The sequence below is a fragment of the Bacillus sp. NH11B genome (assembly GCF_001884205.1).
Classification (GTDB): Bacteria; Bacillota; Bacilli; order Bacillales; family Bacillaceae_G; genus Bacillus_A; species Bacillus_A proteolyticus.
Genome location: NZ_MAOG01000130.1, coordinates 35,352 through 59,281 on the forward strand (window position 1 = coordinate 35,352; position 23,930 = coordinate 59,281).

Here is a 23,930-nt window from a genome sequence, read left to right on the forward strand (position 1 = left end):
TGAGATGAGTTTATTGAAAAAAAGTGCTGCTCTTTTAATGGCAGCCACAATGGCATTAACCGGGGTAGCTTGTTCAAATAGTAAAACAGAGGGTAAGCCTGAAGCACAGGCAAAAGTAGCTCCAGTTGAAAAGAATGGTGATAAAACTGTAATTCGTTTCTGGCATGCAATGGGTGGAAAAACACAAGGTGTACTAGATGGGCTTGTTGCAGACTATAATAAGTCGCAGAATAAATACGAGATAAAGGCAGAGTTTCAAGGAACATACGAAGAGTCTTTAACGAAGTTTAAAACGATGTCTGCAACGAAAGAAGCGCCAGCTCTTGTTCAATCGAGTGAAATTACAACGAAGTATATGATTGATAGCAAAAAGATTACGCCTATCGATAGCTGGATTAAAAAAGATAAGTACGATACATCAAAATTAGAAAAAGCAATTACGAACTATTATTCAGTTGATGGAAAAATGTATTCTATGCCGTTTAATTCATCTACACCAGTATTAATTTATAATAAGGATGCCTTCGCGAAGGCTGGATTAGATCCAGAGAAAGCTCCGCAAACATATGCTGAGTTAAAAGAAGCGGCGAAAAAGTTAACGATTAAAGACGGCGGAAATGTAAAGCAGTATGGATTTTCAATGCTGAACTATGGTTGGTTTTTTGAAGAGTTGTTAGCGACACAAGGTGCTTTATATGTAGATAATGAAAATGGTCGTAAAGATGCTGCACAGAAAGCGGTATTTAACGGAAAAGAAGGCCAAAAAGTATTTGGGATGTTAGATGAATTAAATAAAGCTGGTGCACTAGGAAAGTATGGAGCAAGTTGGGATGATATTCGTGCCGCGTTCCAGTCTGGACAAGTTGCTATGTATTTAGATTCTTCAGCTGGTGTTCGTGATTTAATTGATGCATCTAAGTTTAATGTAGGCGTTTCGTATATTCCGTATCCAGAAGATTCAAAGCGAAATGGTGTTGTTATTGGTGGTGCATCATTATGGATGACGAATATGGTTTCAGAAGAAACGCAACAAGGTGCTTGGGACTTTATGAAATATTTAACGAAGCCAGATGTACAAGCAAAATGGCATACAGCAACAGGGTATTTCTCAATTAATCCAGATGCATATAATGAGCCGTTAGTAAAAGATCAATACGAAAAATATCCACAGCTAAAAGTAACAGTAGAACAATTGCAAGCGACGAAGCAATCTCCAGCAACTCAAGGGGCATTAATTAGTGTATTCCCAGAATCAAGAGATGCAGTTGTAAAAGCATTAGAAGCAATGTATGACGGAAAGAATAGTAAAGAAGCTTTAGATGAAGCTGCAAAAGCAACAGATAGAGCAATTAGTATTTCAGCTCGTACGAGTCAAAAATAAGAGAAAGCCGCATCCTTTTTCAGGATGCGGCTTTCTTTATAGGGAGATAAGGGATCAAAGAAATGATGAAGTCTTATCTCTTTTATATGAGTAAAGGGTCTAGAATGAATTTTGTCTTTTTCATTATTTGTTTAACTCCATTGCAATCTGTTTCCCATTTACGAAAACCTCTGCCACCGCTACTACAACTTCCATCACTTTTTTCATATCTCATCTCTCCTTGTTTTTTGTTTCATTTCTTACTTTTAGTATAAGGAAATGCAGTAACTGCAACTATCGAATTGGATGACAAGAGACTTACATTGTTGTAAGGATAATAGTTTTAGTTTGTAATAAATGTGATTCGGAAATTTCTGTCTTTTTGAATTATAATTAGAAAGAGAATGTTTTAGAAAGAAGGGGATAATATGAAAAGAATTCTTGTTATTAGTGATATTCATGGAGAAATAGAAAAGTTCGAACAATTATTGGAAGAAGCTCACTACGATGCAAAACAGGATCAACTAATTTTGTTGGGGGATTATGTAGATCGTGGCCCGAATGCAAGTGCTGTCATTGAAAAGGTAAAAGAGTTAAAAGAAGAGGGAGCCTTCGTTTTAAAGGGAAATCATGAAGATATGATGATTAAGGCGTTAACGACAGATGAGGAACGTTCATGGAACCATTGGGTAAAAAGGAATGGTGGAGATAAAACGTTATATAGCTATGGATTTGTAGAAGAAGACATTGCGGTTAATGAGGAAAACTTCCAAAAACCGATTTTACAATCTCATATATTAGAGGAACATGTAACGTTTATTCAAGAATTAGATCATTACATTGAAACAGAAGAGTATATCTTTGTACATGCTGGTGTTGAGCCAATGAAACGAGTTTCTGAATCTGAACCATATACGTTAATGTGGATCCGTAATGAGTTTCATAGTGGGTATAGTGGCGAAAAGGTTGTTGTATTTGGCCATACGGAAACAAAGACGCTCCATGGAAATGATAATTGTAATGTGTATTTTGGGGATAACCGTATTATAGGGATTGATGGCGGTGCTGTGTATGGTGGCCAGTTAAATTGTTTGGAGTTGCCGAGTAAAAAGATGTATGTAGTAAAAAATTGAAAGCGATAAGTGAAATCTTATTTCTTTCAATTTTTTATTAAGCAAAATTTAAGAAAGAGCTTTTATAATAAAGGTTCAAAATTCTATATCAAGCAAAACCTTAGAAGGAAATAGTTAAAAATAAAATTACATAATATGATTACATTCTTTCGTTATGAAGAGAAGAAATGTAATAATAAAAAGAATTGAAATAGATTGTGGAAGGTGAGAATATGCGCTTACTTGTAGTAGAAGATAATGCTTCTTTATTAGAGTCTATTGTCCAAATCTTACGTGATGAGTTTGAAGTAGATACAGCGTTGAATGGAGAAGATGGATTATTTTTAGCACTGCAAAACATTTATGATGCAATCCTACTTGATGTGATGATGCCAGAAATGGACGGATTTGAAGTGATTCAAAAAATACGTGATGAAAAGATTGAAACGCCAGTCCTGTTTTTGACAGCGAGGGATTCTTTGGAAGACCGGGTGAAAGGATTGGATTTTGGTGGAGACGACTATATTGTTAAGCCATTTCAGGCTCCTGAATTAAAAGCGAGAATTCGTGCTTTGCTACGCAGAAGTGGTAGTTTAACGACACAGCAAACTATTCGCTATAAGGGGATTGAACTGTTCGGAAAAGATAAAGACGTTCAAGTGGATGGACAAGGTATTAAGCTGACATTGAAACAATATGAGCTACTAGAGTATCTCATTCAAAATAGCGGTAAGATTTTAATGCGTGAACAAATTTTCGATCGTGTTTGGGGCTTTGATTCAGATACGACAGTAGCAATTGTAGAAGTGTATGTGCATCATTTACGTAAAAAATTAGAACCATTCGGTTATCAGAAAGATATTCAAACCGTTCGAGGTATTGGATATATATTAAAAGAACAATGAAAAAAGGAAGTATGTTTCAAAAAACACGCATTCGTCTGACTATATTAAATTCGTTAGTGTTTATTATATTAATTGGAGTGTTAGGAAGTTTAGTGTATTCATATACATCCAATGAAATTTATAAGGGAGTAGATGAATCGATAAAGGACTTTATTATAAAGATAACGAGAGAAAAGCCACTAGGACCTCCACGATTTGAGGTGGGTAAAGAATTACGTATAGGGGATTCAAAAGCTTTTTACTTAATATGGGACGAAAGTAAGCAATTGCGAGAGATTGATCCGAGAGTTCGAGATCGTAGTTTTCTGAAAGAAAACAAAATAAAGCTATCCCCCAAAAAAATTGGAGATTTCTATGATATAGAAATAAAAGGAAAAAGTTATAGAACCGTGGCAGTCAAAGAAACTATACGTTCGGGAGAGAATGTCACATTTCAAATATTACGTGAAACTACGACTGAAACAGAAGTACTGCGTACATTGTTTTTAATTCTTGTTATTGGTTGTAGCATAGGAAGTCTATGTGCAATAGGTATCGGCTTTTTCCTAGCTGGTAGAGCGCTCATACCTATTCAAAATTCATGGGAAAAGCAGCAACAGTTCGTGTCTGATGCATCACATGAATTAAGGACACCACTTGCAGTTATTCAATCAAAAACGGATGTGTTATTCCAGTCACCATCCGCTACGATAGAAGAAAAGGCGATGGATATCTCTACAATTTCAAAGGAATGTAGGCGATTATCGAAACTAGTTAGCAATTTATTATTGTTAGCGCGTTCGGATTCTAATCAAATTGAGATGGATAAGAAAACATTTGAACTAGATAAATTGTTAGAGGAAATAGTAGATCCATATAAAGAAATTGCCTCTTATCAAGAAAAAGAGATGATATTAACAGTAGAACGTGATATATCGTTTATGGGTGATAGAGAGAGAATACATCAAATGATGGTCATATTGTTAGATAATGCGATGAAGTATACGAATGAAGGTGGGCATATTCAAATTGATTGCATGCAAACGGGCGGTTCAATTCGTATACAGGTGAAAGATGATGGAATAGGGGTGAAAGAAGAGGATATTCCAAAATTATTTAATCGTTTTTATCAAGGTGATAAAGCGAGAAGTGCATCAGAAGGTGCCGGATTAGGCCTTTCAATCGCCAATTGGATTGTAGAAAAGCATTACGGAAAAATATCAGTAGAGAGCAAATGGGGAGATGGTACTTGCTTTGAAGTGATTTTTCCTAAAAACCAAAGAATATAAGTGAGAAGACGACCTTGTTTTTACAAGGTCGTCTTTTTTTTAAGGGAAAGTTAAGGAATTGTTTATAGTATGTATTGCATATAGAAAGTTCGTTACAGGAAGAAACGATTATAGAAGTGTATTTGAGTAGATTTTATCAATCATAATGTTACCTCAAGCAGCGGTGAGATGTATGTATAGTATTAAAAAAATTATGGGAATGATGGAAAAGACAGTGAAAGAGGGAGGAAGTAAATATGAAAAAGAAAATGATGACGGTATTCACTATTGGAGTAATGAGTTTAAGTATATTAGGGGGTGCCTCTCCTTCTGAAGCACAAAAAGGAAAGACAGATTACGCGCAGCGCAGTAAAGAACAATTAAACAATGGTAAGATACATGCAGTGCATACAGAAGAAAAAGCAGAGAAACTAGGTATTGAAACGGAAGGCAAAGAGCAAATCACGTTAGAAAAAGAAATTCATGAAACGGAAGTAGGAAGAGAAGCAGAACAGTTAGGAATTTCGATTGAAGGAAAAGATGTTGGGACTCTTTCAGAAGAAATCTATGAAACAAAAGTGAAGCAAGAAGCATCAAAATTAGGCATATCTATAGAGAATACATCGATTGTAAATTTAATTACTCAAATTAATACGATTAAAATTAATGAAGAAGCAGATAAATTAGGGATTTCGACAAATGGAAAAGAAATAGAAGACATTGAGGAAGAAATTTACGGAACAAAAGTAAGAGAAGAAGCAGATAAGTTAGGTATCTCTCATAAAGAGAAAGAAATAGAAGAGTTAGTACAAGAAGTGTACGAACAAAAAGTACAAGAAGAAGCAAAAAAATATCATATTGATTTATATGGGAAAGATATATATCAAGTATTAAGAGAAATCAATGAACAAAAGGTAATACAAATGGCGGATGAGCTTGGTATGGATAGAGAGAATTTGAATATTCAAGATTTGGCGGAGAAGATAAATCTTGAACAACCTGAAAAGGGAAAAGAGCTTAAGTTTGTTCCTATGGTTCAAACAGATGCTGATGCGTTTTATTCGTATTTAACGAATTAAAAAGGGCGTGAGGGTGATACGAAAATGGAAGTGGTATATATGTATGGCCGTACTTTGTATAGGGATATGGGGTGCATATACAAATGGAATTACAAAGTATGTGGAGAAAGTAAAGGGGTTACTATTTTCAAGTATACAAAGTCAAAAACGAACAGAGTTTAGTAATAACGATGAAAAAGTCATTTTATCAAATGTGCCTTTAATTCAGCAATTACCAGAGTTAGAGAGAGGCTGCGAAGTAACAAGCTTAGCGATGATGTTACAATATGCGGGTGTTTCTGCAGATAAGATGAAATTAGCAAATGAAATAAAAAAAGTTAACTTTATAGAAGATGGTGTACGCGGGAATCCGAATGAAGGATTTGTTGGGAACATTTATACGCTTTCTGAATCGGGATACGGTGTATATCATGGACCACTTTTTCAGTTAGCGAAAATATATTTACCGAATAAAGCTGTGGATTTAACAGGGAAGAGTATAGAAGAGATTTATAAGAGTGTAAAAGCTGGGCAACCAGTAGTCATGATTACGAATGCAACATTTGCACCACTAGATGAGGATGAATTTACTATATGGGAAACAAATAGTGGAGATGTTTCTATTACCTATAATGAACATTGTGTTGTACTTGTTGGGTATGATAAGGAATCTGTATATATTCGAGATCCTCTCAATGATAGCTTAGATGTAAAGGTACCGAGAGAAGACTTTGAACAGGCATGGGTGCAGATGGGGAGCCAAGCAATTAGTTATGTGAAAAGTTCAAAGTAAAGTAAGGGAATAAGGGTATACAGATTATAAAGAAGGTTTTGTGAGAAGTGTTTTAAAGAAGTAAAATTGATAAGAAGAAAGAGAACTTCTATGTATGGAAGTTCTCTTATTTTGTAATTTAAACTTTGAAGAATAATTACATATGTAAAAATGCATAATCAATAAAAAAAATACGTGTTATTATTATATTTTGTTTCTAAAATTAATTGAGCAGCAGAAACAATGAAAGGTTTAGCAGGCGATGAAAATGAAGTAACGAATGCTATTGGTGAAATTGAACAGGTTACAGAAGAACTATAAGAAATTAAAGTATAATAACAGAAAATAAGTAAGGTGAAAATAATATCACCTTACTTATTTTTCTATTCAGCAATTAGGGGAGTTATTAACGGGATGAAAAAAAGAAAAAAACTATGGAATTTATGGAAAACGATTACATTATTAGTGTGCACAGTTGTAATTTTTTCTTTACTCGTAACAGATATTTTAATTAGCCATAATGTTGAACGAACGACAGAGGAAAGCCAGGCGGAGAAGGCAAAAACGATTGCACGTATTGTGGCAAATGATTCTATTGTAATTGATGGGTTGGCGGGGAAGGTAGATCCCTCTTTGATTCAAGTGTATACAAATAAGCTATTAAAGAGTACGGATGTTCAATTTATTGTAGTTATGGATATGGATGGAATAAGAAAATCGCATCCAAATCCTCAAAAAATAGGTCATCATTTTATTGGGGGAGATGAGGGACCTGCATTGAAAGGGAAGGAACATGTATCGCTAGCAGAAGGAACTTTAGGTATTTCAATGCGAGTATTTGTACCAATATTTTCTGAAACAGGTGAACAAATTGGAGCGGTGGCTGTCGGTATTTCAGCAGATAATGTAAAAGAAAGGGTTAAGGAAAGTAGACATATTATTTATATTGGTGTTGGAGTTGGAGTACTAGTCGGAATTATAGGAGCAATATTGCTAGCTAGGCATATAAAGAAAAGCTTATTCGGTCTTGAGCCACACAGGATAGCGAAAATTCTTGAGGAAAGAAATACGATGTTACAATCTGTAAAGGAAGGTATTATCGCTGTAGATAAAGAGGCGAGAGTAACGTTAATTAATAATGAAGCGAAACGGCTATTTAAAAAAAGTGGACTGGAAGAAGATTTTATTGGTAAAGATGTTGAATTGTATATGCCGAATTCACGTATAAAAGAAGTGTTGCAAACAGGAGAGGTACAATTAAACGAGGAACAAAAAATTTATGGGATTACGATTGTTACTAATCGTGTTCCTTTATATGTAAAAGGAGAAATAGTTGGTGCAATTGCAACATTTCGTGATAAAACAGAAATTAGAAAATTGGCAGAAGAACTAACTGGTATTAGGCTATATGCGGAAGCTTTACGGGCACAATCTCATGAATTTATGAATAAAATGCATGTCGTATTAGGGTTAACGCATATGAAACAGTATGAAGAATTGCAGAAATATGTAAGTAGTATGGTATCAGAGCATCAATATGAAATTGGGGGGATTATGAAAAAAATTCAAAGCCCAGTATTTGCTGGATTTTTACTAGGTAAACTTAGTTATGCTAGAGAGAAAAATATAAAGTTAATTATAAAAGAAGATTCTTACTTACCAGAAATATATGATGAACGTATCATTCATGAACTAATCACTATTGTCGGAAATTTAATTAATAATGCATTAGACGCAGTGACAAATTGTGAGAAGAAGCAGGTTGAAATTGGAATACAATATGGGGATACATTAATCATTACAGTACAAGATACGGGGAAAGGCATAAAAGAAGATGAAATTGATGCATTATTTATAAAAGGTTATTCTACAAAGGGGGATAATCGGGGGTATGGTTTGCATCTTGTAAAGGAAAGCATACAGCGAATAAACGGGGAAATTTATGTTCATTCATTGTTAGGAACGGGGACGACAATAACGATTGAAATACCTAAAGGTAGGGATGAGAGGTAAATATGATTAAAGTTTTAATTGTAGAAGATGACCCGATGGTAGCGATGTTAAATACACATTATTTAGAGCAAGTAGGAGGGTTTGAACTTGTTCATGCAGTTAATTCGGTAAAATCGGCGATAGAAGCATTAGAAAAGTCACGAGTAGATTTAGTATTACTTGATATTTTTATGCCTGAAGAGACTGGATTCGAGCTTTTAATGTATATTCGGAATCAAGAAAAAGAAATCGATATTATGATGATTTCAGCTGTACATGATATGGGGAGTATAAAAAAAGCATTACAATATGGGGTTGTGGATTATTTAATTAAACCATTTACATTTGAACGATTTAAAGAGGCATTAACTATATATCGAGAAAAACTCACTTTTATGAAAGAACAACAAAAAATTAGTCAATCGGAATTAGATTCATTAATTTTGCAAAAAGAAAAAAGAGAATCTTTTGTTAATAAAGAACTTCCAAAGGGATTAACGAAGCAAACGTTGCAATTAATTTGGCAGAAGATCGAGTCGCTGAATGGACGAGCTTTTACAACAGATGAAATGGCGCAATTAGTAGGGGTTTCAAGAGTTTCTATTCGGAAGTATGTAATGTTTTTGACTGAAATTGGAGTGTTAGAAAACGAAATGGTGTACCAACATGTGGGAAGACCTGTGAGTAAATTAAGATGCATTGACCAAAATAAAATAGAGTTTTACGTATAAGCGACTTATTATAAGTCGCTTATACTTTTTTTAATTACAAAACCAATTACAAAACTTACAAAAACTATTTTTACTATTGAAAGCGTTTTAATATTGTTATTAAGAAAACAAGGGGGTGCCATATGGAAATTCAAAAGAATGTGGAAGCGGTATCATTTCCTGAGGAGAATGAGGTACAAAGAGAATCGTTTGCTTCTAAAATTATGAATGTAAAAATCGGTGTAATACCTTTACCGTTATATGTAGTATTGGCTGCTATTATTTATGGGGCATCTGTATATAATAAATTGCCAGCAGATATGATTGGTGGATTTGCAGTTATTATGATCATGGGGATTTTCTTAGGTGACATTGGGATGAGAATTCCAATTCTAAAAAACATCGGTGGTCCAGCAATTCTTTCGTTATTTGTTCCATCGTTACTTGTATTTTTTAACTGGATGAATCCAGCTTCAATGGAAGCTGCAACTATGTTAATGAAAAAATCGAACTTTTTATATTTATATATTTCTTGTTTAGTAGTTGGAAGTATTTTAGGAATGAACCGTAAAGTATTAGTACAAGGTTTCGTTCGCATGTTTATTCCTTTAGTGGTAGGGACGCTAGCTTCTATAGCAGTAGGCCTATTAGTAGGTTCACTATTTGGATTTGAAATGAAGCAGACATTCTTCTTTATCATTGTACCAATTGTGAGTGGTGGTATTGGGGAAGGGATTTTACCATTATCGTTAGCTTACGGTGATATTTTAAATGAGCCATCAGCAACATTTGTATCACAACTTATTCCTGCAGCTATTATCGGGAATATGTTTGCAATTGTGAGCGCAGGCTATATGAAGCGTTTAGGTGAGAAGAGACCTGAGCTTAGTGGGAATGGTGTATTAGTAAAAACAGATAATCAGGCAGAGTTATTAAAAGAGCAAAATACAGAAAAACCAATTGATTTCTCATTAATGGGAGCTGGGTTATTGATTGCATGTACGTTCTTCATCTTTGGAGGATTCGCTTCTAAGTTCATCGGTATTCCTGGGGCAATTATTATGATTTTCTCAGCAGCACTTGTGAAGTACTTTAAATTAATGCCAGCAAAAATGGAGCAAGGAGCATTCCATTTATATAAATTTATTTCAAAAAATTTAACATGGCCGTTAATGGTCGGCTTAGGATTGCTATACATTCCGTTAAAAGACGTAGCAGCAGTTCTTTCAGTAGGATATGTTGCTGTGTGTGCATCAGTTGTTCTTACAATGGTAGCATCAGGTTTTCTTGTAGGGAAAGTGATGAAAATGTATCCTGTTGAATCAGCAATTGTAACGGGATGTCATAGTGGTTTAGGTGGAACTGGAGATGTCGCGATTCTATCAGCTTCAAATCGTATGGAATTAATGCCTTTTGCGCAAATTTCAACGCGTTTAGGCGGGGCAGCAGTGGTCGTAACAGCGACAATTTTATTGAAAATGTTTTCATGATTAAACAAGCTAGCTATATTCATATAGCTAGCTTGTCAAATTAAGGGGAGATTATAAGTATGTTAGAAAATCAAATTAATGAAAGATCATTGTTATTGCATAAAGAGTTAGTAGGGAAAATTGAAATTACAAGTAAGGTGGAAGTGAATTCAGCGGATGATTTAAGCCTGACTTATACACCAGGCGTGGCGGAATCTTGCAAAGCAATTGCAGCAGATGAGGAAACGGCTTATGACTATACAGCACGTGGGAATATGGTAGCGGTTGTCTCAGATGGAACTGCAGTACTTGGTTTAGGGAACATTGGACCGAAAGCGGCAATGCCTGTTATGGAAGGGAAAAGTATTTTATTCAAGAAATTTGCGAATGTAGATGCTTTTCCATTATGTCTAGGGACGACGGATGTAGATGAAATCGTTACCCTTGTGAAAAATTTAGAGCCTACATTTTCTGGTATCAATTTAGAAGATATTGCAGCGCCACGTTGCTTTGAAATTGAAAAACGATTAAAAGAAGAAACGAATATTCCTGTATTCCATGATGATCAACATGGAACAGCTATTGTCGTTTTAGCAGCTGTTATTAATGCACTAAAAGTCGTAAGTAAACAAATGGATAATGTGAAAATTGTTATTAACGGTGCGGGTTCGGCAGGAATTGCAATTGGAAAATTATTATTAAAAGCTGGCGCAAAACACATTACATTAGTAAGTTTAGAAGGTATTGTTTGTGAAGGTGAAGCGTGGATGAACGAAGCACAAGTAGAAGTTGCAAAGCGGACGAATCGCGAACATGTACGCGGAACGCTAAAAGAAGCGATTCATCAAGCTGATATTTTCATTGGCGTATCTGCTCCTAACGTATTAACGAAAGAACTTGTACAGACGATGAATGGGAAAGCGATTGTGTTTGCAATGGCGAATCCAATTCCAGAAATATTCCCAGAAGATGCATTAGCAGCTGGCGCAGCTGTAGTAGGAACTGGACGTTCTGATTACTCGAATCAAGTAAATAATGTATTGGCGTTCCCAGGAATATTCCGCGGTGCGTTAGATGTGCGAGCGACTGATATTACAGAAGAGATGAAATTAGCGGCAGCATATGGAATCGCTAACATCATTACGGATGAAGAGCTTCATGCGAGTTATGTAATTCCAAATCCATTAGATAAAAGAGTTGTTCCAAGTGTTGCAGAAGCAGTAGCAAAAGCAGCCATTGATTCAGGAGTGGCGCAAATTACGAAAATGCCAAGTTATAAATAGTCAAAAGCAGCGCCTTAAAAAGGCACTGCTTTTTTTGAGATAAGAAATCAAAACAATGAAGAAGTGTAAATTTATTCAAGCCCCTTTCATTATTTATTTAATTCCATTGCAACTTGTTTACCATTTACTAAAACCTCAGTTACTGCTACGATCACTTCTATCATTTTTTTCATCTCTCATCTCTCCTCGCTTCATTTCTTACTTTAAGTATAAGAGAAGAGAGATAATCCAACTATCGAAGTACGTGACGTAGAAATTACATTGTTGTAAGGAAGTGTTTCAGTTTTGTCACTTTATTCGGCGTTGATTACAAACTGATCATAATATTTTTCATTCACATATATATTTAATACCCATAATCCAGAGGAAGGTAGTGACATTACGAGAGGGAGTTCCTTTATGGTTGTATCGACTGTATTTGAAGTAGTCCAAGTTTGTTTGGAAGTTTCTTTTTGAAAGAGTACTGGTGTTGGAGTTGTAGTTCCTTGTTTTAACGCGATAATAGACAGTTTTCCAGTTGGCATTTCAGGATCTAGGAAGAACCACATTATTTCATTTTGTTCATTTGCGATAATAGAGCTATCAGCCATTGCAATTTTTCCTTCAATGCCTTTTAAGGGCATTTTCCCCTCTGTAAAGGAAGGTGCTTCTTCCCAATTTACATCTTTTAAAACACTAAGATGAAAAAAGGAAGGTGCGTTAATTTGAGAGGATGACGTTTCTAGTACTTCTTTTTTAGGTACATTTGAATCTGGTTGCACTTGTGCGCAGCCAGTAATGAGGAAGGAGAAAAGTAGCATAGTTCCGATTTTTTTCATGTTGCCACACTCCTAATTTTTATTGTTAGTGTAATTGTATTTGCTAGCAAGCGGGACAATTCCTTTAAAGTATAAAAAGAGGTCGTAAGTTTTGTACGACCTCTTTTGACATTTTCTATACTTGTTCAGTTGTAAAGGTTGGCTCATTCTCTTTTTGCGGCATCGTTAAGAAAATAACAGAAAGAATGATACATACGCCGCCTAATAATTGATAGGCTCCAAAAGATTCATTTAGCCAAGCGATTGAAACGATGGCTGCTACAAGTGGTTCAATGCTAGATAAAATGCTCGTTTCTGTTGCTGCTAAATATTTCAGACTGCCGATATAAAGAAGGAAAGAAAGGGTGCCACTTGTGATGATAAGAATAAGCATAGAAAAAGTTTTTGGTGTAAAAGTTTGTGAAAGCTGATTCCATTCAAACGAGCGATTACAAATAAGAAGGGCAATTCCACCGATTAACATCCCCCAGCCAATTACTACAGTTGTTCCGCATTCTTTAATAAGAGAAGCTGGATGAAGGGTATAGAATGCAAATCCAATTGCTGTTAATAGACCAAAAATAATGGCTTCTTTCGATAAAACAATATTTTCAATTGAACCGTTTGTAATAATAAAGTACGTTCCCGTTAGGGCAGTTATAATTGCGAGTAGTTGCATAGAAGCAGGGAATTTTCTTTGTCCAAATGCGACATAAATGGTAATAAGAACAGGACCTAGAAATTGAAATAATGTCGCTGTGACCGCATTACTAATATGAACTGTTTCGATAAAGGCATATTGCGCACCAAGCATGCCAAGAATAGAGAAAATTATAAGTTGTATAAAGTGTTTAGGGTGTTTCCAAATGTGAAATATGTTTTGTTTTTTAATAAGCAAGAAAGATAAAATGAATATTCCAGCGAGCAACAGGCGAATTGTTAAAAAATCAAGTGATGATACGTTAGTATGTTGAAATAGCCACTGAATCATGGGACCAGATAATCCCCATAGGGTAGCTCCTGTAATAATCATCATAAGTCCAATGCGTCTACCATTGTTCATTATCATGCATCTCCTCTCTAGTATTTGATTATTAATGCGTTACATGATAAAAGGAATTATATAGAACTTCTGGTACTGTAAAAAGTATCAGTTATGTGTTTTTGAGAGGGGTCAGTTATTGTGTTAGAATTAACGCCTAATTTGAATGCAAATAGTAAGACGGCATTGTATGTACAATTGTATGAGTATATAAAAAAAGAGATTAAAGATGGAACGATTCCGGCTTTTACGAAATTACCGGCTAAGAGGAAGCTAGCAACATATTTACAAGTGAGTAAAAATACAGTTGAAGCTGCTTATGAGCAACTTCTTGCGGAAGGATATATTGAGTCGATTTCTAGAAAAGGATATTTTGCATGTGAAATCGAGCAAATGATTCATGCGGAAGGTAGCGAAGAGGTAATAGGAGAAGCACCTTTTCAAGATAAGGAGTATAAATTTGATTTCACTCAAACGGGTGTGGATACTAATACTTTTCCGTTTCATGTATATCGAAAAATTACGAACGAGGTATGGCAATTTGAAAATAAAGATTTACTTTTTATTGGACATCCGCAAGGGGAGGTAAGTTTACGAGAAGCAATCGCGAGCTATTTGTATGAATCTAGAGGTGTACGATGCGTAGCTAGTCAAATTGTAATAGGAGCGGGTACACAAATATTAGTAAAAATGTTATTTCAGCTGTTAAAGGGAAGTCGTTATGCAGTTGAGAATCCTGGGTACCATCGGAAAATGGTTGTTTTTGAGCAAGGGGAACAAAATGTCCAAATGTTATCTTTAGATGGAGATGGAATTTGTATGTCACAGTTAACTGATAGTCATGCAAATGTTGTATTTGTTACACCTTCGCATCAGTTTCCTTGCGGGATGATTATGCCAATTACGAGAAGAATGCAGCTTTTACAATGGGCGAAAAAAGAAGAAGGAAGATATATTATTGAAGATGATTATGATAGTGAATTCCGATATTCAGGAAAGCCGATTCCGGCGCTGCAAGGGTTAGATAGAGATGGGAAAGTAATTTATATGGGTACGCTGTCTAAAGCGCTATTGCCATCATTACGGATGAGTTATATGGTGTTGCCAAAACCGCTCATTAAGCAGTATCAGGAGCAATATTTATTTTATACACAAAGCGTTTCAAGAATGGATCAAGAGGTCATTAAGAAATTTTTAAATGATGGGCATTGGGAAAAACATATTCATAAAATGCGTGTTGTGTACCGAAAGAAGAGGGACCGTCTTGTTTCGGTAATAGAAAAATATTTTTCTAATGGAGTTGAAGTAATAGGGGAGGACTCTGGCCTACATATTTTATTAAAAGTGCATAATGGGATGGAAGAGAAAGAGTTAGTGGAAGCTGCAGCTGAAAGGAGTATTAAAGTATATCCTGTTTCGATGTATTATAAGGAAAGGACTTCCCCCGAAAATACAGTATTGCTTGGATTTGCGACTTTATTAGAGGAAGAAATTGAAGAGGCTATTCAATTATTATATACAGCATGGTTTACAAGGAAGTAAAAAAACATCCTCATAAATGGAGGATGTTTTTTATTATTTTTCTTCATCTAGGAAAAGAACCATATGCTCTTCATCCCAATATTGTCCGTTATATTTTAATGAACGTTCCTGCACACCAAATGTTTTAAATCCTAATGACTCATAAAGTTTTTTTGCACCATCGTTGCCAACAACAACATCAAGCATAACTTGCTCTACTTCTAGAGATTTAGCAAGTTCAAGACATTCCTTAATAAGTGCTTTTCCTGCTCCAAGTCCGCGTGCTTTTGGAGACACGTATACTGAACCAATTTTCGCTTTATGTTCTTGTTTTACATATGGTTTCGTTTCCAGTGTTGCAACTCCGATTAATTCTCCATCTTTAAATGCACCTAGTGTATAGTTCTCATCTTGTGCTAATTTTTGGGCTTTATATTCAATAGCACACTCTTTATTAATAATATCTTCATAAGAAGAGCTGAAAGCTTCCGGGTTTTGTTTTAATCCTTCTACTCGAAGTTCTAAGTAAATTTCTGCTTCGTCTTTTGTTAATACATGGATATCCAATTATATCACCCTCCAAATCTTTTACAGTTGTACCTATATTTTATATTGAAATAAAAATAATTTCAAAAGCTTAGCTTATATGAGCTGGTTTTATAAATAAAATAGCACCAGTAGTGTTTACTACTACTGGTGTTTTCACGCATATATTATTCAAATGGTAACTCAATTATAAATTCTGTTCCGACTTCTAATTCGCTTTTAACTTCGATAGAACCATTATGAAGTTCTACAATTTCCATTGCAACAGCTAGTCCAATACCTTTTCCACCGGTAGCCCTTGTTCTAGATTTATCGACACGGTAAAAGCGATCGAAAATGTGTGGGATATCTTCTTTTGGAATACCTTCACCTTCATCTTGTACACTTATTGTAAAAGTATTCACACTGGTTAGTACACGTATTGTGATAGAAGTGTTTTCTGGAGAATGTTGATAGGCGTTGTGTAATAAATTTAACATCACTTGTTCCATACGCCTTTCATCTATACAAACTTCTAAATCATTTTTACAGTATACATGAATTTCTATTTGTTTGTTTGTTAATGTTGTTTTTGTTTTTTCAACCATTCGTTCTAAAAATGGTCTAAGGGGCATTTTTTGTTTTTTAATAACGAATTGATGTTGCTCTAATTGTACGAGCATAAATAAATCTTGTACGAGATCAGTTACACTATCCGTTTCATCCTCGATGATTTGTAAATACTCTTCACGTTCTTCCTTCGTTAAAGAATCTCTCTTTGCTACCTTCGCATAACCTTTCATATAGGTTAATGGAGTTAATAATTCGTGAGCGACACTAGCGAGGAATTCATTTCGTTCTTTTTTCATATACGTAAGTTCACTAGATAAATCTTCAATAGTTTTTGCTAAGCTTCCAAGTTCATCATTTCGTTTAATTCCTAATTGAATTGGCTTGTTCAATTTGGACATTTTTTCAGTAGCTCTTTTCATCTTTATAAGAGGTTCTGTAATAACCCGAGAAAAAACAAAGACAGAAATAGTTGTTAAAATAATTGTCAAAATACTAATGATAATAAATTGATCCATGAGTTTAAGTAACATATTTTCTAAGAAAGATGTCTTTAATAACATATGTAAGTTACCTTGAAATCCATTTATTTCAAGTGGGCTTACTGTTGAGATGAATTTCGATTTTTTCCAGTTTTTTTCTACAATCAACCCGTTTTTAGGAATAGTTTCCGTTTTACAAGTAAGTTGCTTTTGCATTTCTTTCGTTACGGGTTCTGAGGTGGAAATGATTTTGCCGTTATTGTCAGTTATAATGATAGTGATATCGGTATTAGCAATTAATTCTGAGCCAATTAATTCTTCAGCTGCATGCTCGATAGTGAACTCTTGATACCAAGGGCGTTTAGGACGTTCGGTGTTTGGATTTTGTTTAGAATGTTCATTCCATTTTGCACGGTTTACAATTTTGTCACGATACCGATTGCCTTTCTCTAATAGAGCAACTGTTTCCTCTTCAACCCGCATTTTTGAAAGGCTTTTATAAAAAGATACGAAAGCAATTGTTTCAATACATAAAGCTAATATTAAAAAGTATGTCCCAATTTTAAGGGAAAGTTTACTCATTTTCTCACCATACCTTATTTTATATAAAGTGAAACTTTGGAGATTTCACGGATTATTATCCTGCATTAATTGGAGCCTTATTGCCCATTAATGCAGGATAAAGGGTCAGTGGTATACTATTATCGACTGACCATATTAATTATTCACTTTTCCATTTATATCCGACTTTATAGACAGTTTCTAAGTAATCTTCAACTGGAAATCCTTTTTTGCGTAACTTATCCCGTATATTACGAATATGTGAATCGATAGTTCTGTATTCGATGTCTGTTTGATAGCCCCAAATCTTCTCGATTAAATCGTCTCGGCTGTAAGCGCGGTTTGTATTTTGTAAAAATAGTCCGAGCAACGAAAACTCAATAGGAGTTAGTGAGATTTTTTCATTATAAGCTGTAACAGTATGTTTCGTTTTATCCCACTCAATACCATTGAAGCTAACAAAGCCATCTTTCTTTGTGCGGCGTAATATAGCCTCGATTCGCGCGACTAATACATGTTCATCGAATGGTTTTGTAATATAGTCATCTGCTCCCATTGTTAGGCCTTTGACCATATCGTAGTTTTGGTTGCGAGCTGTTAGCATAATAATGGGAACGTTGGAAATTTGACGAATTTGATAGCAAGTATCCCACCCATCCATATTTGGCATCATAACATCTAATAAAACAATATCGAAGTCCTTCTGTTCGATTACTTCTAGCGCTTCAAGGCCAGAAGTAGCTTTCATACAAAAATAGCCACGAGGACTTAAGAACAGATCTAATAATCGTAACATACGTTCTTCATCGTCTACTAATAGAATTTTCACCATAATCTTGTGCACCCCAAACTATTCATTCTACTTGTATAGTTTACATGAAAATAATAAAAAACTCTTTTTATGTGATTGAATGGATGGCTGATTTTTTCAATCAGGGCAATTGACATAAAAAATGCACTAGTTTTGCACAACTATTTTTTATAATAGAAAACGTAGCGACACAAATACCCTATGTTGCGACATAACGTCATGTCATTTTATTTATAAAATGACAATTCCATTCTATTGTGTATGTGAGATAGAGAGGGTTTTCGTATTCACCTCGCATCGGATAAGAAAAATTTCCTATCTCACACTTTTTTTAAAAGGAGATTGTACACATGAATAAACAAGTAGAGCATTTACAAAAAGAAAAGCAAGATCGTAATGCGGTTGTAATGTGTGTTGCGGTATCTATGCTTATTATGATAAGTTGTGTAAATAAATTTTTCGGGATTTTATAATAGAAAAAAAGCTTATTGCCTCTTAAGGAGCAATAAGCTTTTTTTATGTATTCTATATAATAAACCAAGGTAAAATTGCTAATCCAGAAGTTACAATTGCTGTAGCACATATTAAAAAGATAGCTCGTTTGTTTTGTTTCATGTCATATTCTCCTCTACATATCAATTGCATCATGCTATACGTTCATTTAATAATCAGCGGGAGATGGATCCGCCTTGCCGACTAAAGTTTCACTTTATCCCGCTATTCGCGGGCAGTAAGAATTCCATCTCAAAATTCAGTGGGGGATGGAGCTCCCGACTGAGTAAAGCTTCACTTTATATTTTTAGTATAACGAATGGAAAGGATTGGAACGATCGATAAAGGTGACATGAAGATTACATTGTTGTAATGAAAAAAGCATCTTAATTAATAAGAAGATGCTTTTGAAAAGTTATATTAAAATGTTAATTATTTAAGAATAAAACCATATGCTCTTCGTCCCAATATTGGCCATTATGTTTTAAGGACCGTTCTTGCACGCCGTAAGTTTGGAAGCCGAGAGACTCATATAATTTTTTTGCAGCAGTGTTATCAGCAACAACATCAAGCATGAGCTGTTCTACATTTAATTTATCGGCATTTTCAATAATCGCTTTAATTAAAGCTCGCCCTGCACCGAGACCACGTGCTTTTGGAGAAACAAAAACGGAGCCGATTTTTGCCTTATGCTCTTGCTTAATAAATGGCTTTGTTTCTAGAGTAGCAATACCGACTAAATCATTACCTTTGAAGACACCTAGAGTATACTTATCCGGATTGCTTAATCGCTTTGCCATGGCAGCGACAGGGTTTTCATGTTTAAGAACATCTTCATAAGAAGAGCTAAAAGCCTCAGGGTTTTTCGTTAAACCTTCCATACAAACTTTCAAATAAATTTCTGCGTCCTCTGTTGTTAATAAGCGAATTTCCATAGTTGTAACCTCCTTGGTTGATCCTAATTTAATCCATTAACTCTATAAGAATAAGGGTAGCTAAATACATTCTGTGATTATTCTTTCTTAATTTGTAAAAGAATGAAAAGATATATGCTACTATGTTTTCATTTTATTTATGTAATGAAATTATATATTAACTTTATTAACTATTCAAGTGTTAAATATATTACATTTTTATAACTAAAAAACACCTCCTCAATTGAGAAGGTGTTTTTTAATTATTCGATTGATAACCATCGATTCGTTCTGGATGTGTATAAATATTGCAAGATTCATTTCGAATGAATCCTACTACGGTAATGCCTAAATCGTGAGCGAGTTGCAATGCTAGCTTAGTTGGAGCTGATTTAGATAGGACAATTTCGCAACCGATTTTTGAAACCTTTAACAAAATTTCAGATGAGATGCGTCCGCTAAACGCGATGATTTTCCCTTGAACAGATATATTGTTTCGTAAACAATGACCGTATATTTTATCTAGTGCATTATGTCTTCCGATATCCATTCTTGATATGAGAATATTTTTTCGATCGCATAACGCGGTATTGTGCACACCACCTGTTTGGCGAAATGTAGTTGAAGATTGTTGTAAGGAAGTCATTAGGTGAAAACATTCTTCTGGAGTAATAGATATATGTATATCGTGTAACTCTTTTGCTTTTGCGGCATCATTGACGAAAACAAAACCTTGTCTACTTTTTCCGCAACAAGAAGTTACGTATCTTTTATTATATAAAGTTTGATAGAGCGGATTAATTTTTGATGATTTTACATGGGCAATTCCGTTTTCCTTTTGGACCCATAATTCTTCAATATCTTTATAAGAAGAAAGAATTCCTTCAGAAATTAAAAAACCAATTACCATATCTTCAATGTAATTAGGCGTGCATACAACTGTTACGTATTCTTCGCTATTCAACTTAATTGTAATAGGAAATTCTGTCACAACATCATCATTTTGTTTTGAAAATGTACCGGATTGATAGCGTACAATCGTATACGTTTCTTGAGTAGGCCCCATATTAAATTCCCCTTTATATGTATTTTTTCCCATATTTATCATAAAACATCGGAAAAATAAAAGCATCTACTATCAGAAAGATGGCAGATTATTTTGGTTATTATTGTATATGTACGATATAATAGATTTGTAGAATAGTGACATTTTCAAGCTTGCGTAGCTATACCTTATAACATCTAGAATCGACTTCATAAGAAAAGTATTTGGGCAGAGCGTTTCAAAAATATGTACAGAAATACGTTTTTGAAAACGGATTCATAATCGTATTGTACAGTGAGTTGTAAGGGGAGGGGAAACTATGACAGAACAGACAGTCCGTGTAACCGTTGATGGGAAAGAACTTTTTGCATCAGGTGAAAAGACGATACTCCAATTATTTAATGAAAGTAATTTAGAACATCCTCAAATTTGTCATGTACCAGAGGTAGATCCTATTCAAACCTGTGATACATGTATTGTAGAAGTAGATGGGAAGTTAATGCGTGCTTGTTCAACGCAAATAGAGAATGGTATGCATATTGAAAGACAGTCTCAGCGTGCAAAAGAGGCACAGACTGAAGCAATGGATCGAATATTAGAGAATCATTTATTGTATTGTACAGTATGTGATAACAATAATGGTAACTGTAAAGTCCATAATACAGTACATATGATGGGGATTGAAGAACAGAAATATCCGTATGAACCGAAAGTAAGTGCATGCGAAGTGGATACATCGCATCCATTCTATCGATACGATCCAAATCAATGCATTGCTTGTGGGCAGTGTGTAGAAGTATGTCAAAATTTACAAGTTAATGAAACGTTATCAATCGATTGGAGTTTAGACCGTCCACGTGTTATTTGGGACAATGGTGTAAGTATAAATGACTCATCTTGTGTGAGTTGTGGGCAGTGTGTAACAGTATGTCCGTGTAATGCGTTAATGGAAAAAACAATGCTGGGTGAAGCAGGATTTATGACAGGATTAAAACCAGATGTGTTAGATCCAATGATTGATTTTGTAAAAGATGTAGAACCTGGATATAGCAGTATTTTAGCGGTTTCAGAAGTAGAGGCTGCGATGCGTAAGACGAAAGTTAATAAAACAAAAACCGTTTGTACATTTTGTGGTGTAGGTTGTTCATTTGAAGTATGGACGAAAGATCGTCAAATCTTAAAAGTACAACCTGTTTCAGATGCACCGGTTAATGGTATCTCTACATGTGTAAAAGGTAAATTTGGCTGGGATTTTGTAAACAGTGAAGAGCGAATTACAAAGCCGTTAATTCGCCAAGGGGATATGTTTGTTGAGGCTTCATGGGAAGAGGCTCTTGAAGTTGTTGCATCTAATATGCAACATATTAAATCAGAATACGGTAGCGATGCATTTGGTTTTATTTCTTCTTCTAAAGTAACAAATGAAGAAAACTACCTTATGCAAAAACTAGCCCGTCAAATATATGGAACGAATAACGTAGATAACTGCTCGCGTTATTGCCAATCTCCAGCGACAGACGGTTTATTTAAAACTGTCGGTATGGGTGGGGATGCTGGAACAGTAAAAGATATTGCTGAAGCAGGTCTTGTTATTATTGTTGGTGCAAATCCAACAGAAGGTCACCCTGTACTTGCAACTAGAGTAAAGCGTGCTCATAAATTACACGAGCAAAAATTGATTGTAGCAGACCTTCGTAAACATGAAATGGCAGAGCGTGCTGATATATTTGTTCACCCGAGTCAAGGGACGGATTATGTATGGCTTGCTGGTATTACGAAATATATTATTGATCAAGATTGGCATGATAAAAAGTTCATAGCTGAAAATGTAAAGAATTTTGATGAATATAGCAAAATGCTAGAAAAGTATACGCTTGATTATACTGAGAAAATTACAGGGATTTCTAAAGATAATCTTAAAGAGATGGCTCGTATGGTATATGAAGCAGATGGTACTTGTGTACTTTGGGGAATGGGTGTAACTCAAAATACAGGAGGAAGTACAACGTCAGCTGCAATTTCAAATTTACTGCTTGTTACGGGCAACTATCGTCGTCCTGGTGCAGGTGCGTATCCGTTACGCGGACATAATAACGTACAAGGTGCTTGTGATATGGCAACATTACCGAACTGGCTTCCAGGTTATCAAGCGGTTTCAGATGATGTGCATCGTGCGAAATTTGAAAAAGCATACGGTACTACCATTCCGAAAGAACCGGGACTAAATAATATCGCAATGTTACTAGCAGCGGAAGAAGGAAAACTGCGTGGTATGTATGTTATGGGAGAAGAAATGGCTTTAGTAGATTCAAATGCCAACCATGTACAACATATTTTAGCGAATTTAGACTTCCTCGTTGTTCAAGATATGTTTTTATCGAAAACAGCTCGTTTTGCCGATGTTATTTTACCGGCAGCACCAAGCTTAGAAAAAGAAGGAACATTTACAAATACAGAACGCCGTATTCAAAGATTGTATGAAGTATTGAAGCCACTTGGTGATTCTAAGCCAGATTGGTGGATTTTACAAAAAGTAGCTCGTGCACTGGGCGGAGACTGGAATTATGGAAGTCCAAGTGAAATTATGGATGAAATTGCATCGCTTGCTCCGTTATACTCACAAGCAACGTATGACCGTTTAGAAGGCTGGAATAGTTTATGTTGGGGTAGCCATGATGGTAGCGATACACCATTATTATATGTAGATGGATTTAACTTCCCGGATAAGCTAGCTCGTTTATCATTAGATGAATGGGTACCGCCAGTAGTAGCGCCAGATGAGTATGATTTACTATTAAATAATGGCCGTATGCTAGAGCATTTCCATGAAGGGAATATGACGAATAAGTCGGCTGGCATTTTATCTAAAGTGTCTGAAGTATTTGTTGAAATTTCACCTGAACTTGCTAAAGAACGTAATGTGAAAGATGGTGGTCTTGTAGAATTAGCATCACCATTTGGGAAAATCAAAGTACAAGCGCTTGTTACAGATCGTGTAACTGGAAATGAGTTATATTTGCCGATGCATGCGACAGTAAATGAAGAGGCAATCAATATTTTAACAGGAACAGCAACAGACATTTATACGTGTACACCAGCTTATAAACAAACGATGGTGAAACTGCGCGTATTACGTGAAAAAGGGAATCGTCCGTTACCATCTTCAAACCCGAGAGATAAAAAACGTCATCCGCAAAATGGTGTTGAAATCGAGCAAAAGTGGCAAAGAAAACAATACGTATCACTTGTGGACCAGAATTAG

Annotated in this window: 20 protein-coding genes; 13 read left to right on the top strand and 7 right to left on the bottom strand. The window is 35.2% G+C overall.

Features of this window, described 5'->3' with window-relative positions:
• Positions 1–4 precede the first annotated feature (4 nt).
• The 10 genes from BAU27_RS23695 to BAU27_RS23740 all read left to right on the top strand — a co-directional run bounded on the left by BAU27_RS23695 (position 5) and on the right by BAU27_RS23740 (position 11,908).
• A complete protein-coding gene (locus BAU27_RS23695) occupies positions 5–1,381 on the top strand; it encodes an ABC transporter substrate-binding protein (RefSeq protein WP_071772145.1) in 1,377 nt (458 codons plus the stop codon).
• 407 nt (positions 1,382–1,788) lie between these two features.
• A complete protein-coding gene (locus BAU27_RS23700; protein ID WP_071772146.1) occupies positions 1,789–2,493 on the top strand; it encodes a metallophosphoesterase family protein in 705 nt (234 codons plus the stop codon).
• A gap of 212 nt (positions 2,494–2,705) precedes the next feature.
• Positions 2,706–3,377, top strand: coding sequence for a response regulator transcription factor (locus BAU27_RS23705; RefSeq protein WP_071743864.1), 672 nt, complete (start codon positions 2,706–2,708; stop codon positions 3,375–3,377).
• Complete coding sequence (locus tag BAU27_RS23710; RefSeq protein ID WP_071772147.1) at positions 3,374–4,645, top strand: sensor histidine kinase; 1,272 nt, start codon at positions 3,374–3,376, stop codon at positions 4,643–4,645. Before BAU27_RS23705 ends, BAU27_RS23710 begins: the two co-directional genes overlap by 4 nt.
• 236 nt (positions 4,646–4,881) lie before the next feature.
• Positions 4,882–5,703 (top strand): transporter, encoded by an 822-nt coding sequence (locus BAU27_RS23715; RefSeq protein ID WP_071772148.1) that lies wholly within the window; start codon positions 4,882–4,884, stop codon positions 5,701–5,703.
• 43 nt (positions 5,704–5,746) lie between these two features.
• Positions 5,747–6,475, top strand: a complete 729-nt coding sequence (locus tag BAU27_RS23720; RefSeq protein WP_071772149.1) for a C39 family peptidase — start codon at positions 5,747–5,749, stop codon at positions 6,473–6,475.
• Positions 6,476–6,868: 393 nt separating this feature from the next.
• Complete coding sequence (locus BAU27_RS23725; protein ID WP_071772150.1) at positions 6,869–8,467, top strand: sensor histidine kinase; 1,599 nt, start codon at positions 6,869–6,871, stop codon at positions 8,465–8,467.
• Between the two features lie 2 nt (positions 8,468–8,469).
• Positions 8,470–9,177 (top strand): response regulator, encoded by a 708-nt coding sequence (locus BAU27_RS23730; RefSeq protein ID WP_071743829.1) that lies wholly within the window; start codon positions 8,470–8,472, stop codon positions 9,175–9,177.
• 122 nt (positions 9,178–9,299) lie between these two features.
• A complete protein-coding gene (locus BAU27_RS23735) occupies positions 9,300–10,646 on the top strand; it encodes a 2-hydroxycarboxylate transporter family protein (RefSeq protein WP_071743828.1) in 1,347 nt (448 codons plus the stop codon).
• A 59-nt stretch (positions 10,647–10,705) separates the two neighbouring features.
• Positions 10,706–11,908: an NAD(P)-dependent malic enzyme gene (locus tag BAU27_RS23740; RefSeq protein WP_071772151.1), complete on the top strand. Its 1,203-nt coding sequence runs from the start codon at positions 10,706–10,708 to the stop codon at positions 11,906–11,908.
• Between the two features lie 293 nt (positions 11,909–12,201).
• Here the strand turns inward: BAU27_RS23740 and BAU27_RS23745 are convergent, their stop codons facing one another.
• On the bottom strand, positions 12,202–12,726 hold the full coding sequence (locus BAU27_RS23745) for a DUF4871 domain-containing protein (protein ID WP_071772152.1): 525 nt from the start codon (positions 12,724–12,726) through the stop codon (positions 12,202–12,204).
• Between the two features lie 115 nt (positions 12,727–12,841).
• A complete protein-coding gene (locus tag BAU27_RS23750; protein WP_071772153.1) occupies positions 12,842–13,768 on the bottom strand; it encodes a DMT family transporter in 927 nt (308 codons plus the stop codon).
• A 120-nt stretch (positions 13,769–13,888) separates the two neighbouring features.
• On the opposite strand from BAU27_RS23750, the gene pdxR reads away from it, so the two are divergent.
• A complete protein-coding gene (gene pdxR / locus BAU27_RS23755) occupies positions 13,889–15,289 on the top strand; it encodes a MocR-like pyridoxine biosynthesis transcription factor PdxR (protein ID WP_071743824.1) in 1,401 nt (466 codons plus the stop codon).
• Positions 15,290–15,322: 33 nt separating this feature from the next.
• Here the strand turns inward: pdxR and BAU27_RS23760 are convergent, their stop codons facing one another.
• From BAU27_RS23760 to BAU27_RS23770, 3 genes are all read right to left on the bottom strand, one after another.
• Positions 15,323–15,835 carry a GNAT family N-acetyltransferase gene (locus BAU27_RS23760; RefSeq protein ID WP_000351210.1) on the bottom strand — a complete coding sequence of 171 codons (513 nt, stop codon included), beginning with the start codon at positions 15,833–15,835 and terminating at the stop codon, positions 15,323–15,325.
• A 146-nt stretch (positions 15,836–15,981) separates the two neighbouring features.
• Entirely contained in the window at positions 15,982–17,427 is a 1,446-nt protein-coding gene (locus tag BAU27_RS23765; RefSeq protein ID WP_071743823.1) for a HAMP domain-containing sensor histidine kinase, read from the bottom strand.
• 139 nt (positions 17,428–17,566) lie between these two features.
• Positions 17,567–18,238: a response regulator transcription factor gene (locus tag BAU27_RS23770; protein WP_071772154.1), complete on the bottom strand. Its 672-nt coding sequence runs from the start codon at positions 18,236–18,238 to the stop codon at positions 17,567–17,569.
• 329 nt (positions 18,239–18,567) lie between these two features.
• Here BAU27_RS23770 and BAU27_RS33260 point away from each other — a divergent pair, with 329 nt between their 5' ends.
• Entirely contained in the window at positions 18,568–18,690 is a 123-nt protein-coding gene (locus tag BAU27_RS33260) for a hypothetical protein (protein ID WP_071743821.1), read from the top strand.
• Positions 18,691–19,137: 447 nt separating this feature from the next.
• Here BAU27_RS33260 and BAU27_RS23780 read toward each other — a convergent pair whose 3' ends face one another.
• A complete protein-coding gene (locus BAU27_RS23780) occupies positions 19,138–19,644 on the bottom strand; it encodes a GNAT family N-acetyltransferase (protein ID WP_071743820.1) in 507 nt (168 codons plus the stop codon).
• A gap of 238 nt (positions 19,645–19,882) precedes the next feature.
• Complete coding sequence (gene fdhD / locus BAU27_RS23785) at positions 19,883–20,689, bottom strand: formate dehydrogenase accessory sulfurtransferase FdhD (protein ID WP_071772155.1); 807 nt, start codon at positions 20,687–20,689, stop codon at positions 19,883–19,885.
• 298 nt (positions 20,690–20,987) lie between these two features.
• On the opposite strand from fdhD, the gene fdhF reads away from it, so the two are divergent.
• Positions 20,988–23,930 carry a formate dehydrogenase subunit alpha gene (gene fdhF, locus BAU27_RS23790; protein ID WP_071743818.1) on the top strand — a complete coding sequence of 981 codons (2,943 nt, stop codon included), beginning with the start codon at positions 20,988–20,990 and terminating at the stop codon, positions 23,928–23,930.